Origin of the sequence: Flavobacterium sp. KBS0721, assembly GCF_002007065.3 — a bacterium.
GTDB classification, from domain to species: domain Bacteria; phylum Bacteroidota; class Bacteroidia; order Flavobacteriales; family Flavobacteriaceae; genus Flavobacterium; species Flavobacterium piscis.
Genome location: NZ_CP042170.1, coordinates 3297853 through 3315117, shown reverse-complemented (window position 1 = coordinate 3315117; position 17265 = coordinate 3297853). Strand labels below are relative to the sequence as shown.

Here is a 17265-nt window from a genome sequence, read left to right as displayed (position 1 = left end):
AATCTGTGGCAAAAAAAAAATTAACTAAATAAAATATCGTTTCCGCAAAAATATACAAAATGAAAAGAAGAGAATTTATCGAAAAAACAGCTGCAAGTACTGCCTTATTAAGTTTAGGTTTGTCATTAAGCAGTTTTGAAACTAACGATATCAAGCACTTAACGATTCTACACACTAATGATGTTCACAGCCACATCGATCCGTTTCCGGCTGATGATCCTCGTAACCCAAACAAAGGTGGTGTATCGCGAAGAGCAGCTCTTATAGAAACTATTCGTCAGGAAAATCCAAATGTTCTTTTGCTTGATGCAGGCGATATTTTTCAGGGAACTCCGTACTTTAATTATTATGGCGGGGAACTCGAATTCAAATTGATGAGCATGATGAAATATGATGCGTCGACTATTGGAAATCATGATTTTGATAACGGACTCGATGGTTTATATGCTCAAATGCCGCATGCTACTTTTGAATTTATTAATTCTAATTATGACTTTAAAAACACAGTCATGAACGGACTTGTAAAACCGTATAAGATTTTTTACAAAAACGGCATTAAGGTTGGTGTTTTTGGTGTAGGAATTGAACTTGCAGGTTTGGTAGACAAACAAATGTACAAAGAGACTGTATATAATAATCCTGTCGAAATTGCTCAGGATATGACGCAATTGCTAAAGAAAGAAGAAAAATGTGATTTGGTGATTTGCCTTTCGCATTTGGGTTATAAATACAAAGACGACGAATCTAAAATTTCTGATTTAAAATTTGCGGCGCAAACTCAGGATATCGATTTAATTATTGGTGGTCATACGCATACCTTTTTAGATAAACCTACGATCGTAAAAAATAAAGCAGGTCAGGATGTTTTGGTAAATCAGGTGGGATGTTACGGAATAAATTTAGGCAGAATCGATTTTTATTTCGATAAAGATAAAGCACACACTAACCAGGGAAGATCAATTATTGTATAATATGTTTTTATGAATTTTGGCTTTTTCAATGAAATACTCTACCATAAAGAAATAAGCCAAAATTTGAGTAACGTCGCGGATTAAAACTAAGACAACTGAGTATGAAAAGTATCTGTTGAAAATGTAGAATATATCCGAAAAGATATAACTAATTGCCATGAGGGACATTATTAATGTTATCTGTGTTCCTTTTGTTATATAGCTTACAAATGAAAAATAACTTAAGACGCTTAGCACAATTCCGTAAAAAGCATAAACAATATTGAACTCCTTTACATTGTCGAACTGTAAACTCAAAACAGAAACGAGTAGATAAACAATAAAAACAATCACAATAGATACGGGCAAGATATCTTTTTTTGTCAATTTTATTTTTTCATGTTTTCTTATAAAAAGTGTTACTATTAAAAGATAAACTACTAAAAAACATAGTACTCCGCCAATTTCAGAAACCTCAACAGCCATTAAATCAAAAACCTGACCTACAAAGCAAAACAAAAAAATTAAACTTTCGGTTTTACTTATTTTAAACTCGCTGCTTATTAAAAAATAAATAAATATTGCCGGGAGAACAACGGCTTTCGCATAGATTGCAAAATTATTTTGTTGTGTACAATCGAATATAATTGTACACAGTAATGCTAAAAAGAATAAAATCAAAGACGGCTTATTCGCTTTCATTTAATTTGTTTATAAAATCTTCCTCAGACAAGATAGGGATATTTAATTTATTAGCCTTTTCTAATTTTGCAGGCCCCATGTTATCTCCGGCTACGACAAAATCTGTTTTGGCAGAAATTGAACTTCCCACTTTGCCTCCATTATCTTCAATGACATTTTTTAACTCATCTCTTGAAAATTGGGCAAAAACACCCGAAACAACGAATGTTTTTCCAACGAATTTTACTGTAGCATTTGGGTTGATTTTTTCAACAATTTCAAATTGAACGCCATAATTTTTTAAACGTTCAATAATTTTTTGATTCTCTTCGTTTTCAAAGAACTCAATTACACTTCTGGCAATTCTTTCTCCAATTTCATCTACCAAAATCAAATCCATTAAAGAGGCCTTGCTCAGTGCGTCGATATTTTTATAATGCTTGGCTAATTTTTTAGCCACGGTTTCTCCCACAAAACGAATTCCGAGTGCGAACAATACGCTTTCGAATGGAATTTCTTTAGATTTTTCTACGCCGTTTACGAGATTTTCAGCAGATTTTTTTGCCATTCTTTCTAAGTGCAAAATATCCTCGACTTTTAATTCGTATAAATCGGCATAATTATGAACTAAACCATTCTTAAATAACAAAGCTACTGTTTCGCCCCCAAGACCTTCAATATCCATTGCTTTTCTTGAAATATAATGTTGGATTCTGCCTATAATCTGAGGAGGACATCCATAAAAATTAGGACAGTAATGGTTGGCTTCTCCGGCGTTTCTTTGTAATTCAGTTTCACAGATTGGACAATGTGTAATATATTTTGTTGGTTCAGAATTTTCCGGACGTTTTGATAAATCGACAGCGATAATTTTTGGAATAATCTCGCCTCCTTTTTCAACAAAAACAGTGTCATTTATTCTGATATCTAATTTTTCTATTTGGTCTGCATTATGCAAAGAAGCTCGCTTTACAATTGTTCCGGCTAATTGTACAGGTGTTAAATTTGCAACAGGAGTTATTGCTCCTGTACGACCTACCTGATAGGTAATAGAATTTAATTGGGTTGAAACCTGTTCTGATTTGAACTTGTAAGCGATTGCCCAACGAGGTGATTTTGCAGTATATCCTAATTCTTCCTGGTATTGAATGCTGTTTACTTTTACAACAACACCATCAGTTTCGTAAGGAAGATTATGGCGGTGAACATCCCAATAATCAATGAAGTCAAAAACTTCCTGCATATGGTTGACTAATTTTGCTTCGGTTGGGACTTTAAATCCCCATTTTCTGGCTGATTCCAGTCCTTCGAATTGAGATGAAAAAGGTAAATTATTACCTGTTACAAAATACAACAAACATTCTAACGGACGTTTAGCAACCTCGGCACTGTCTTGCAATTTTAAACTTCCTGATGCAGTATTTCTTGGGTTTGAATAAGGTGTTTCTCCTATTTCGATTAATTCCTGATTCATTTTTTCGAAACCGGAAAATGGCAGAATAATTTCGCCGCGAATATCAAATCTCTCCGGATAATTTCCTTTTAATTGTAAAGGAATTGAACGTATTGTTTTGATGTTGTTGGTAACCTCATCGCCTTGAAAACCATCACCACGAGTTAAGGCTTGTACTAATTTTCCGTTTTCGTAAGTAATACTTATCGAGGCTCCGTCATATTTTAACTCGCAAGTATATTGAAGATTTACGCTTCCGAGAACTTTTTGAATTCGGTTTTCCCAATCCAGCAAATCTTCTTTCGAATAAGAATTATCCAAAGAATACATACGATATTGATGCGCTATAGTTTTGAAATTCTTGGTTACCATTCCTCCTACTCGCTGCGTTGGAGAATGTTCATCAAAAAATTCCGGGTGTTTGTTTTCTAAATCCTGAAGCTCTTTTAGTTTTATATCAAAATCGTAATCAGAAATTGTGGCATTATCTAACACGTAATAATTGTAATTGTGCTGATTAAGTTCGTCTCTTAAAGTCTGAATGGTGTCTTGAATATTCATATAATATTAAAATACTGGAGGTTGTGATTTAGAATAACTGAACATCAAAATTAGGATTATTTTTGTTGAAAAACAGCAAAAAATGAAACTTTTATAAAATCAAAAATCAAGTTGCAAAACGATGCAACTTGATTTTCTTCTTGCCCATTATTCTTAAAAAGAATTAAACAAAACCAACTTCCAAATGGTTTCTTCGCTCTATGTTTTTATTCTAATAATCCCCAAATTACAAGAACAAAACCATAAAACTATTTTTGAATAATGATAAAGTCTGATCTTCTGTTTAATAAATGTTCTTCTTCAGTACATTTTACTCCATTTTTACACTTATTAATTAATCGGCTTTCGCCATAACCTATTGCGCTTTCTATTCTCGAAGCGTCAATACCCTGTGCTACAATATAATCACGTGTCGATTTTGCTCTGTTGTCTGAAAGTTTCAGGTTATAAGCATCTTTTCCTCGAGAATCTGTATGAGACTCGATTTTGATACGGATATTAGGAAACTTTCGCATAATAAAAACTACTTTGGCCAATTCTTCAACTGCCTTAGGGGTTATATCGAATTTGTTGTAGTCAAAATAAATAGGGTTAACATCTACTTTTTCTACTCCTTTCTTTTTAACTACAAGATCATCATAATTACTTAGTTCGAAATTAACATCGGTAATTTCTGCTTCATTTTCCTTTGAAGTTTCTACTGTTTTTTCGTCGTTGCTATAATTTGTTTTTGTAGCCACTAATCGAACTGTTTTATTACAAGGTACTGTTACAGCATATTTTCCTTCGTAGTTTGTTTTTGTCTCTGCCAGAATCTCATTGTATGAATTATACGCCACAATGGTCACGTCTGTTATTGGTGATTTTGATTTATGATCGATTGCTTTACCTGAAATATTCTGGTTGCAAACTGGTTCTCCTTTTATGAAAGAATAAATATCATCATCGCCTTTACCGCCTGCTCTGTTAGAAGAGATATAACCATAAGTACCCGTTTTATCAATAACAAAAGTAAAATCGTCTTTGTTACTGTTTATAGGAGCTCCTAAATTTTTTGGTGTAGAAAAACTTCCATCTGATAAGAAAGTACTTTGATATACATCCAGATCTCCCAAACCATAATGTCCGTCTGAAGAAAAATAAAGTATTCCGTTGCGGAAAAACGGGAAAAGATCATTACCGATAGTATTGATTTTAGGTCCCAGATTTTGAGGTGAACTCATCGTTCCGTCATCTGCAATTTTCACCACATACAAATCGGTTTCGCCATAACCTCCGGGCATATCTGATGCAAAGAAAAGCCATTGTCCGTCATCGCTTAAACTAGGATGTCCAACTGAGTAGTCATTATTATCAAAGAAAACTTTTTGTGGATTTTCTACTTTTCCATCTACTATTGAACCTTTAAGGATTTGAAAATTATTAACGCTATTTCCATCAGTAACTAATTTGTTTTTCTTGACAATATTCGAGGAGTAATAAATTGTTTTTCCGCTGGCATCAAAACTTGCTGTTGCTTCATGATATTTTGTCATTATATTGGGTATAAACAACGCATCATTAAACAAACTTCCGTCGGCTGGATTTCTCTCAGCTACATACAAATTTAGAAAGGGCTGATTGTTCCAATTATACAATTTATCGGCAAACCTTGTTGTATCTCTAGCCGATGTAAATACGATTCGATCCTGATAGAAAGTAGCTCCAAAATCTGATTTACTGGTATTGATATCTAAATTTTTAATCGAATAAAGAGACTTCGCTTTCGCCAGACTATCCAACTGCTTTTTTTGAGCCACGTATCTGTTGATTTCTTTCTGATCTCCTTTTTTGTTTAGATATTCCTTCGTGATTTTATCTGCATCATCATAATCCATCACCGCTTTCATTGACTGGATATAACGCAGGTAATAGATATCTGTTAAATTATTGCCTTGTACTTCATACAATCTTTTATACCATTTTAAAGCATTTCTGGCATCTGAAATAAAGTAATACGAATCTGCAGCATTTTTTAACGTTTGAGCCGACGGATTTTCGATATTTTGCAGACATTCTTCGTAAGCTTTAGAAGCGTCTACATAAGAATAGTTTTTAAACAATGCATCGGCCTTTTTTAAATTAGTCTTTTGAGCAAAACTGAAAGTAATGCTCAAGACTAAACTAAGGATATATAGTTTTTTCATAGGGTTTTAGATTTAGAAGAATCGAGGAGATTTAATTTTACTTTGGTTTTTAGTAAATTGATAACGCAGAATGATTTCGTGAGAACCATCGTTGTATTTGTTCAATTCACTAACTGTGTAATCAAAAGCATACCCAATATAGAAACTTCTGGATATTTGAAAACCCGCCAATATACTCACAGAATCATCTGTTCGATACGATCCGCCAATTACAAATTTCTCTGCAATCATGAAATTCGCCGATATATCAGCCGTAAGCGGTGCTCCGGTTACTGCTTTTACCAAAAATGCCGGCTTAAACTTTAAATTCGGATTCAAATCAAAAACATAACCTCCCATTAAATAATAATGCAAACGATCGTAATCTATAGATTCCTGAACATCGTCGTAATAACTATTTTCTATAAAACTTGGAATTGAGAAACCTAAATACCATTTATCAGTATAATAGTAAATCCCTGCTCCTACAGCTAATTTCATTTGATTATCTATGTTTTGATTTAGCAAAACATCATTATTATTATAATATCGACCCTTAGACCAGTCTATATTCAGCATTCGCATACCGGCTTTAAGACCAAATGCTAACCTTTTTTCATATCCTAAAGGAATTGAATAAGAGAAGTTACCATCAACATACAATTCGTTTGAAGGACCAATTTTGTCATTAACGACGCTTAACCCTAAACCAATCATCTCGTTTCGAAGCGGTGAGTGAATAGAAAACGACTGTGTTTCTGGAGCTCCATCAATTCCAACCCATTGAGAACGGTGTAAAAGTGTTGCTTCTAATGTACCGGTAGACCCAGCATAAGCTGGATTTACCGACATTGTATTGTACATATATTGTGTGTACTCCGGATCCTGTTGCGCACTGGCACAAAATGTAATAAAAGAACATATTAGGATGAAATACGTTTCTAATGATTTTATATATAGTTTCATAACGATACTTATTAAGTTTAATTAATTAGATGATTAATACAGTGATTATCTCATTATAGATAACCAGCCTTTTTTAACCGTTCCATCTCCAATGGTTATCACATAAAAATAAGTACCTGTTGGCAGCATATCTCCTCTATTAATAACTCCGGATACATTGGCCGTTCCGTCCCAATCATTTTCATAATGTTGTTTACTATATACTAATGAACCGTATCTGTTATACACTTTCAACTCGTTGTTTGGATAGGATTCGATACAATCAATTCTGAAAAGATCATTCGCTCCGTCATTGTTTGGAGTAAATTCATTGTACACTGTCAAACAAACCGGCACAACAGTAACTGAAGCTGAATTGTTTGATGCATCAACATCTAAAGGAGTCGAAATTTCGACCGTTGCAACATTTGTGTAATTACCGCTTGGCAATACTTCTGCAACAATTGTAAGTACTACGCTTTGTCCTGCGTTTAAAGCTGGAATTGTCCAAAGCTGTGTAGTTAAATCATATGTTCCTGCAGTTGTACTGGCGCTAACTAAATCAAATCCGCTTGGTAATAATTCGCTAACTATCGTATTTATAAAATTACCTTCGCCAACATTGTTCACCGTTACAGTAAATGTGATCTGCTCACCAAAATTAGGTGCGGGGTTATTAACTGTATTGGTTATTGTCAGATCAGAACAAGTAGCTACATTTACATTTAATGATTTGATGGTTCTTTCATTACATGTATTAATGTAAGCAACACTTACTTTTCCAGGTCCAATATCCGACCACGATACAGTTACAGTTCCGTCAGCATTTCCTCCACCAGAAGTAATGGTACCGTTTTCAATTGTCCAGATATAATCTGATTTTCCGTTAGCAATAGAATATGTAATTCCCTGGAAAACACATGGTGTATCATCTGTAGTAGTGATTGGAACCATTGCATCATTTTCAAAAGAAACTGCCACTCCTAATCTGGAAACTCCATCACAACCATTCGTTGTATTGCTAAGTGCTGCAGCATAATATGTTGTCGCTGTAAGCGGTGTATTTGCTGCTAGCGGTGTACCTCCATTTGCAGAAGTATACCATACTACATTTGCTTCATTTACAACTATATCTTCTATTGTTGGAACTGCTGATAAACAGAATGTCTGAGTTGTTCTTGGCGTAGTCACTAGAAGTGGTGTATTTATAATTACCGTAATTGCTAATCGTACCGGATTTTCGCAACCTGATCCACTTGCAACAACACCGTAATAAACACCATTCGCTAAATCTGCTGTTGATGGAATTGCTGTTCCTCCTGTCGGTGTACTGTACCAAATTACATTGGATTCATTTACCTGAATATTAGCAACCTTTGGTGCATTTACAGAACAGAAGTTTTGAGTAAGTGAATTCGTTGTTGGAGTCGCCATTGGATTTACAATGGTAATGCTAACCATTAAACGAGTTGCGCTTTTACATCCTGTTACCGGTTCTGTAATCTCTCCATAATAAGTACCAGAAGTTAAAGCTGTAGCTAAAGGAATCGCTGTTCCTCCGGTATCAGTAGTAAACCATGATACATTGCTTTCATTGACCTGAATACTTGCAAATGTTGGATTACTGGTTGAACAGAAATTTTGCGCTGTATTGTTTGTTGTTGGATTATTTGAATTTCCAACAGTAACAGTTACTTTTAGTCTAACACTGCTTTCACAATTTGTCGTTGCATCTTTTAATGCTGCAAAGTAATCTCCGCTTACTAAAGCTGCTGTCGACGCAATTGGTGTCCCTCCAGTTACAGCGTTATACCAAACTACATTAGTTTCGTTTATCTGAATACTTGCAACAGTTGGATTATTTGCTGAACAGAAAGTCTGACTCGCCTGAGTAGTTGTTGGTGTAACAGGATCTGTTACATTAATCGTTACAGGTAGTCTTAGTACACTCTCACATCCTGAAGCGTCTCTTATAGCTGCATAATATGTTCTGCTTGTTAATAATGTAGTTAATGGAATTAAATTTCCTCCGTTTAAAGCATCATACCAAACTATATTTGTTTCATTTAACTGAATACTTGCAAATGTTGGTGCATTTACCAAACAGAAATTTTGTGGACCGGGAGTCACTAATGTTGGTGTTCCGGGATCGCTTACTGCTACCGCAACTTCTAACCTTGCTGCACTTTCGCAATTCGTTGCTGCATTTAAAATTGAAGCAAAATAAGATGCATTGGTTAATGGTGTAGTGCTGGCAAGCGGTGTTCCGCCTGATGGAGCGCTGTACCAAACTATGGTTCCAACCGCTGGTGCATCAACCTGAATATTGGCAATTGTTGGCGCATTAACCAAACAAAAATCTTGTGTTGTATCTGCCGTTGTTGGCGTTCCGGGATCGCTTACTGTTACCGCAACTTCTAATCTTACTGCACTTTCACAATTCGTTGTTGCATTTAAAATTGAAGCAAAATAAGACGTATTTGTTAATGGTGTAGTGCTGGCAAGTGCAGTTCCGCCTGATGAAGCGCTGTACCAAACTATGGTTCCAACCGCTGGTGCATCAACCTGAATATTGGCAATTGTTGGCGCATTAACCAAACAAAAATCTTGTGTTGTATCTGCCGTTGTTGGCGTTCCGGGATCGCTTACTGTTACCGCAACTTCTAATCTTACTGCACTTTCACAATTCGTTGTTGCATTTAAAATTGAAGCAAAATAAGACGTATTTGTTAATGGTGTAGTGCTGGCAAGTGCAGTTCCGCCTGATGAAGCGCTGTACCAAACTATGGTTCCAACCGCTGGTGCATCAACCTGAATATTGGCAATTGTTGGCGCATTAACCAAACAGAAATCTTGTGTGGCATCTGCCGTTGTTGGTGTTCCGGGATCAGTTACTGCTACCGCAACTTCTAACCTTGCTGCACTTTCGCAATTCGTTGCTGCATTTAAAATTGAAGCAAAATAAGATGCATTGGTTAATGGTGTAGTGCTGGCAAGCGGTGTTCCGCCTGATGGAGCGCTGTACCAAACTATGGTTCCAACCGCTGGTGCATCAACCTGAATATTGGCAATTGTTGGCGCATTAACCAAACAAAAATCTTGTGTTGTATCTGCCGTTGTTGGCGTTCCGGGATCGCTTACTGTTACCGCAACTTCTAATCTTACTGCACTTTCACAATTCGTTGTTGCATTTAAAATTGAAGCAAAATAAGACGTATTTGTTAATGGTGTAGTGCTGGCAAGTGCAGTTCCGCCTGATGAAGCGCTGTACCAAACTATGGTTCCAACCGCTGGTGCATCAACCTGAATATTGGCAATTGTTGGCGCATTAACCAAACAAAAATCTTGTGTTGTATCTGCCGTTGTTGGCGTTCCGGGATCGCTTACTGTTACCGCAACTTCTAATCTTACTGCACTTTCACAATTCGTTGTTGCATTTAAAATTGAAGCAAAATAAGACGTATTTGTTAATGGTGTAGTGCTGGCAAGTGCAGTTCCGCCTGATGAAGCGCTGTACCAAACTATGGTTCCAACCGCTGGTGCATCAACCTGAATATTGGCAATTGTTGGCGCATTAACCAAACAGAAATCTTGTGTGGCATCTGCCGTTGTTGGTGTTCCGGGATCGTTAACATTTACTGTTATCGCTGATCGAACTGAACTCTCACAACCTAGTAAATCCTTTATAGCACCGTAGTAAATTGTTCCATTAACTAATGCCGTTGTTGGATCTAATGAAGTTCCGCCTGACGAAGCAAGATACCAAACTACATTCACCTCATTTGCCTGAAGATTAGCTACTGTTGGCTGATCTGCTGAACAGAAATTCTGAGGATTATTTGTTGATGTTGGAGTTGGAGGATCATTAACGATTACAGTTGCAACTTTAAGTTCTCCGTTTTTATTCTGACAAGTATTATCACTTGTTACGGCAACATAATATGAAACAGGACTCATTGCAGCTGTTAAACCAGTAGCTGTTAAAGTTCCATTTAAAGCATTAACCGCATAAGTTACTCCATTGATTACTGCACTATCAAAGATAGGTTGCGTTTTATTAGCATCTAAATACCAAAAGAAAACCGGACTTGTTAATGCAGTTGTTGGTGTTAACGTTGCAGGTGTACCAAGACAAATAGAAGCGTTATTTACATCAATATCAGATTCAAGAGAACTTGGTAATATGGTAAATGTTACCTGTTTTCTATCGGCAGCTGCAGTTTCACAATATTCATCTGCACTAACTCCTACGTAATAAGTATAAGTTCCTGGAGTTAATCCATTTATTATCAATTTAGGAGTAGTTTCGCCAGCTATTAACTGACTTGTTGTGCCGTTGAAACTATACCAATAATATATCGGATTAGTAAGAGTTGTTGTGCCATTTAAAATAGCATCTAATGTTACTGTACCAGTTTCAGAACAAATTATAGTACCAGGTCCTCCGTTTACTGTTACGTTTGCTATAGCAGCAGCAGGAGTAGTTGCTCTAACCACAACTGTTACTTCTCCTCTTTCTAAAGCCGCACAACCGTAACGAATTGGCTGAACATAATACTTATAAGTACCCGCTGCCAAAGTAGCAGGAAGTATGTAGGTTTGACCACTTGTTAAAGGAGTTCCTCCAATTGGGGTATCGTACCATGCATAATCAGCACAAGATTTTGGCGGAACTGCGAGCGTAATTGCTGCTCCGGGACAAACTGTGATTTTATTATCCGGATCGCTCCCAATGACTTTAGTATTGGTTACACGATCAATAGTATGCACTCTAAGCTGATCTAAAACATTTGCAACTCCTCCTAAAGTAATCACAACTTTATCATATGGCTGTGTTTGAGGTGAAACAATTGTCATCGCCATAGTATCTCCTGCAAGTAATTTTAAGGTCAGTAAATTTCCATCATTGCCTTGTATTGGTGGGCCAACAGCAATATTTCCTGAATAAAGCTGAATACTAAGTCCTGAAAGTACGCCAAGACTTAAAAGAGTTCCAGGTTTAGAAATTGTAATTCTTAGACTGTCTCCAACCATAGATGGTGTTCTAAAAGTGGTTGTTAGTTCAGCATCTGCAAGAACTCCTACTCCATTAAACATTGTAGCATATGTTGCTACATCTCCATCGGCGACATTCCAAGGGTTAGAAACACCTACAGTAGCTGTTAACACGCCAAGTCCTGCCTGCTCTTTTGCACCAGAGAAAATATCTTCGATATCGCCTTGACCACAAGCAATTTGTGTTACTTGTTTTTTATAGTAAGCATCATAAACATTAATGTTTTGTGCTACACTTAAAACAGATCCGAGTTGAACTCGGATACCATCATAATCCTGAACCCCAGCAGTATTTGAAGGAACAAATGTATATTCGAATGAATTTTGACCTGGTAATAAAGTCAATAATGATCCTGATACAGATTGTAAAGTTCCAATATCAACAGGATTGTTAGATCCATCACGTTTTGTTCCTATAACCGAAATACTTCCTCCTACCGCAAGTAAACTATTTTGTAAACCTAGTTTAACTGTTACCGGAGTTCCTTTAGCTATAGTGGTTGGCCATTGTAGATTTTGCCATGTTGTACCAATACCTAAAAGTCCTAAACCTGTAGTTATTGTTGAATAAGTACTAGGATCAGTATCTACCGCCAAAGGTCCGCTTGTTACAGCTCCGGTAATAATTGATCCTGATAATTCAGTATTAGCATAAACTCTTTCTAATAATGTATCGCAAGTAGCGGGATCAATAACACTAATGGTTACTGTCTGACTGGTAGTACAAGTTCCATTTGCATTAGTAGCAACTACTGTATAAGTAAAAACACCAACAGTATTTAGTGGCCCAACAATATTTGAAGACAATAAATTTCCTTGTGGATCATACCAGGTTATTGTTCCGTTTGACGTTGCATTTAATGTAACTGAAGAATCTTTTATAACAGCTATTGAACTTGTTACACCTGTTAGTGTTGGCAACGGATTTATTGTTACCACTACCGGTAATTTCACAGATGGACAATCAAAACCAGCTGTTTGAGCCTGAATAAAATAAGTGCCATCAGCAACAATATTTGCAGCCGCCACATCTGTAATTGGATTATTTGAAGCATCAAAGAAAGTATAAGTAGTATTTCCTGATGTATCAAAATTTGTAATAGCATCTCTTAAATTTACTTTAGCACAACCAGCAAATGGGGATGAAACTGTTAAAGCTGAACCTGCAGGATAATTTACGACAACTTCTTTTAAAGTTCCGTTTATATTCTCGCAAGTTCCTCCGTTAAGAACAGATACATAATAAGTATAAGGCGAATTAGCGGCAGTAAGTCCGTTAATGGTTAAAGCTCCCGTTGAAGGATCTATAGTTCCCGCCACAACTTGTGTTTTATTTTGATCTAAATAATATTTAAATGTTGCTCCTGCTAAAGCAGATGTTGGAGCCAATACTACAGTTCCATTACAAGAGGCAGTCAAAGGACTTGCAATTGTAATATCCGCAGCAGTTGGGATAGGCAATACTGTAATCGTTACAGGCTGACGAACGCTATTTACACATCCTGAACGAGTAGCTTCTACATAATAAATTGTAGTAGTTGTAAAAGAAATAGGTGAACTAACATTAACTTCAGTTCCACCTGTTGGAGCATCATACCATTTAAATAGTTCAGTTCCTAAAGTAGAAGATGCCGACAATGTGGTAGTTCCTCCTGCACAAATTGGATCCGCTGCTCCTGATATTGTAGCATTTGGAAATCTATAAGAAGCTCCATAAACATTCAAAGTAGTTAATAAGCCAACTAATGCTCCCAATCTAATCTCAACTTTATCAAATGCTGCAGTTGCGGGATAACTAACTTTAAATTTGTTTCCTGACAATACTTGTAGATTCAATATACTATTATTTACTGCAAGTCTTCCCGGATTTTCGGTCCCTAGATAAGAAGTTCCTATACTTACAGATCCTAGCAATGCAATATCAGCAAGACCACCAGGCAATTCTAATTCAACATCAATAATGTCGCCTGCCTGCCCCGGAGTAGTAAACTCTAACGCTTGTTGAATATAACTATTAAGTAATCCTGCAGTGATAGTTAAGCTAGAAAAATTATTTGGATCTGCATCAACAGCGGCACCATCATTAGAAGAACCACAATTAAGACACAAAACTCCCGGATCAAGAGTCACTTGTTGATCACTTGGTTTCAAACAACTACTAACTGTATTAGTAACCAATACGTTAATTGCAGTTCGTGAACTACTTTTACAATCTGATGCTCCGGCTACAGTCTCAACATAAAATGTTTTATTTGTTGTTACAACCGGATTGGGTATATAAGTACTGGAACTGGCCTGTAAAAGATTTCCTCCAGTAGCTGCGTCATACCAATTATAATTCATGCCTGCCTCAGCCGTAACGGCTAACATTACAGTCTGACCAGGTTGAATAATAACACTCGAAGATACCGGAATAGGTGCTGAAGGTATTGAATTTACATTAACACTGACAGGTGTACGTGTGCTTACACAACTTCCAATTACAGCTTCAACATGATAAGTAGTAGGAGCAGTTAAATTTGGTGTGGTGTAAGAAGTACCTGTAAATACCAGATTCCCGGCAGTAGCTGCATCATACCATCTGTAAGTTGTACCCGCAACAGGTGATTGAATCGTTATTGTTGTTGTTTCTCCGCTACATAAATTTAAAGGTACAACACTAATTGCTGATGGCGCAACAGGATTACTTACTGTAACCGTAACAGGATTTCTTTCACTGTTTACACAAGTACCTCGAGTAACTTCTACATAATAAGTAGCATCAGTAGTCAAAGCCGGAGTTGTATAAGAGGGAACACTGCTCAATAAGTTTCCGCCTGTTAAGGCATCGTACCATTTGATTGTTTCGCCCAAAGCTAAATTTGCTGTCAAAGTGGTAGTTTGTCCGCTGCAGATTGCAGTGTTACCTGCAAATGTTGGTGCTTTATATCGGTAACTTGCCTGATAAATATCTAAATTAGTTAATGCTGAAACCAAACCACCTAACCTAACCTCAACACGATCAAAATTTGCACCTGCAACGATGCTCGCTTTAAATCGGTTTCCTGATAGCAGCTGTAAAGTAACCAAAGCATTATTATTAGTTGAAACTCTATCATTGTTATACGTTGCACCGTTGTAAGTTGCCAGACTAACGGCTCCTAACAATGAAAGGTCAGCAATTCCCCCCGGTAACTCCAATTCAACATCTACAATATCTCCTGCTTTACCAGGATTATTAAATTGTAATGTTTGCTGAATCCATCCGTTTAATAAGCCAACCGGAAGAGTAAGCCTTGCAGCTGTAGCAGTATTACCATCAACTGAATTGTTTGGCGTTGTGGAAAAACAAAGTAAGCAAAGTCCGTTTTGAGTGGTCTGCTGACTATTTGCTTCTAAGCAACCACCCAACGCAGCAGCTATAACCGTTACCGGAACAGGAACTCTCGTTGCACTCACACATCCTCCAGCAAGATTAACAGATTCAACATAATAAGTTTTGCTTGCTGTTAAAATTTGAGTTGTAAAAGAATTAGAATTAGCTAATAATTTTGTTCCCCCAGTAGCAGTTTCATACCAATCTAAACTAACACCCGGTTCAGTTGTAGAAGCAGTTAAAGTTGCATTCTGACCAGAAATTATCGAGACACTTTGTGTTAATATCGTCGCAGGCCCAGGAACCGGAGTCGAAGTGACATTTACCTGAGTACGTGTCGATTTACATGTACCAATAGATGCCTCCACATAAAAAGTAGAAATACCTGTAGGCACAGTTGGTGTATACGTACTTCCAGTAGTTAGAAGTGTCCCTCCTGTCTGAGCATCATACCAGGAATAAGTTGTTCCTAAAACCGGATTTACAACTGATAAAGTAGTTGCCTGAGTTGCTCCAGCTGAACAAATAGTCGTACCAGTAGTACTAACTACAGGTACTATGGGTTCAATAACATTAATCGTTACAGGTAATCGCTGATCACTTTCGCAACCAGAAATTCTTGAAGTACTTACATAATAAGTAGTCGAAGCTGTTAAAGCTGGCGTTGTATAACTACCAGTTGTAGAAAGCGGTGTAATCGCTGTTGGCGAATCATACCAGGATATTGTAGTACCCGCAGCTGCAGTAGCCGAAAGCGCTATTGATTGTCCGAAACAAACGGATTGTGTTTCTCCATTAGTAATAGTAGGTTTTGCAAATTGCAAACGCACATCATATACTCTTAAATTAATTAGCAGACTTACAAGTCCCCCTGTTTGAATTTTTATCTGATTTGCATCTGATGTTAAAGTATACTTTACAACATTAATATTCTCTCCATTATCTAACAATTGAAGATTTACTAATCCGCTCAAAGGAACCGCAGTTCCTGCAGAGGCACCCGATAACAAAGGCTGAATAGTTGAATTTGCTAATACTCCTGCACTTATTAGAGCACTACCATTACCATAATATAGTACAATTTGATCTCCTGCTTTTGCAGTTTGATTAAAGGTTACCGTTTCCTCAGCAAAACAAGCTACGCCCAAAGAATTTGTGATAGTTGCATAAGTACTTAAACTAGAATCATAAGCTAGCGTAGGATTACTTACTCCGGTAGTACCTAAACATACTCCACCAGTATCAGTACTGTGTGTGGTTGGTCTACAAAAGGTCTGGGCAAAGTTTTTATTACTTATAAGAAATAAAAACAATAAAAGCCATACGGCCAACAATCTCTTCTTTACGATGAGATCATAAAAAGTAGAATTTTTTTTCATAATTTGGAAGATTAGAAAATGGACAATAAAATACCTGTTGCGATAAGCACGTATGCTTAGGCAATTCTTAAAAACAATAAAATCAACTAGTTAAAATGAAATTTATATTCGTAGTATACTAAGAATGTAAACTGCATTTCGATAAAAAAATCATGTCGTATTGCGTATACCGAAGTATACTAAAGAGCAGTTTTTATTCCTGTAGAATAAAAAATGTCCGGAAAAATTTAGGAAATATTGATCTGAATCAATCTTCCAGAAGGAGTGATTTGTTGCAGGATTAATTTTCATAAAAGAAAATTTAAGTTGAGTAGAACTGGGGGAATTCTTAATATATAGTATGATTCAATATCTATAGAAAGTTGATTAGGCAATCTGTAAATTTTGTTGTTTTAGAATTAATTCTAAAAATTGAATCATTATGCTTATTAAGAAGCACTTCCTGATTTAAAAATATTAAATACAAAAAGGTCTTCACCAACAAAGACTCCGATTGGGCTTTGAAAATAAAAAACGTGTATAACTATAAAATTGTTGAAAAAAGTTTGCACTTATTAAAAAATCGGATTTCAAGAAAAATCGATTAATTCTGATACAGATAAAAAACAAAGTCAAAATAATAGGAATAATTAATGCAAACCTGATAAAGAGAGTAAATGTCAAATCCATAAGCGAATTAATTAAGTTATTATTTAAATATTCAGTTTCAATTAAAGTTTCA

The 17265-nt window shown here is 36.2% G+C and carries 6 protein-coding genes; 1 reads left to right on the top strand and 5 read right to left on the bottom strand.

Going from position 1 to position 17265, the window contains the following annotated elements; all coding sequences use genetic code 11:
* Window positions 1–59 precede the first annotated feature (59 nt).
* Window positions 60–971: a bifunctional UDP-sugar hydrolase/5'-nucleotidase gene (locus tag B0M43_RS14455; RefSeq protein WP_078007571.1), complete on the top strand. Its 912-nt coding sequence runs from the start codon at window positions 60–62 to the stop codon at window positions 969–971.
* On the opposite strand, the gene B0M43_RS14450 is transcribed toward B0M43_RS14455, so the two are convergent.
* The 5 genes from B0M43_RS14450 to B0M43_RS14430 all read right to left on the bottom strand — a co-directional run bounded on the left by B0M43_RS14450 (window position 957) and on the right by B0M43_RS14430 (window position 16544).
* Window positions 957–1652 carry a lysoplasmalogenase family protein gene (locus tag B0M43_RS14450; RefSeq protein ID WP_078007572.1) on the bottom strand — a complete coding sequence of 232 codons (696 nt, stop codon included), beginning with the start codon at window positions 1650–1652 and terminating at the stop codon, window positions 957–959. The two genes, B0M43_RS14455 and B0M43_RS14450, sit on opposite strands and share 15 nt — an antisense overlap.
* Window positions 1639–3645 carry an NAD-dependent DNA ligase LigA gene (ligA, locus tag B0M43_RS14445; protein ID WP_078007573.1) on the bottom strand — a complete coding sequence of 669 codons (2007 nt, stop codon included), beginning with the start codon at window positions 3643–3645 and terminating at the stop codon, window positions 1639–1641. The genes B0M43_RS14450 and ligA overlap by 14 nt, the downstream gene beginning before the upstream one ends.
* 248 nt (window positions 3646–3893) lie before the next feature.
* Window positions 3894–5831 (bottom strand): OmpA family protein, encoded by a 1938-nt coding sequence (locus B0M43_RS14440; RefSeq protein ID WP_078007574.1) that lies wholly within the window; start codon window positions 5829–5831, stop codon window positions 3894–3896.
* A gap of 12 nt (window positions 5832–5843) precedes the next feature.
* Window positions 5844–6776 carry a type IX secretion system membrane protein PorP/SprF gene (locus B0M43_RS14435; protein WP_078007575.1) on the bottom strand — a complete coding sequence of 311 codons (933 nt, stop codon included), beginning with the start codon at window positions 6774–6776 and terminating at the stop codon, window positions 5844–5846.
* 45 nt (window positions 6777–6821) lie between these two features.
* Entirely contained in the window at window positions 6822–16544 is a 9723-nt protein-coding gene (locus B0M43_RS14430; protein ID WP_144825145.1) for a gliding motility-associated C-terminal domain-containing protein, read from the bottom strand.
* Window positions 16545–17265: the final 721 nt, after the last annotated feature.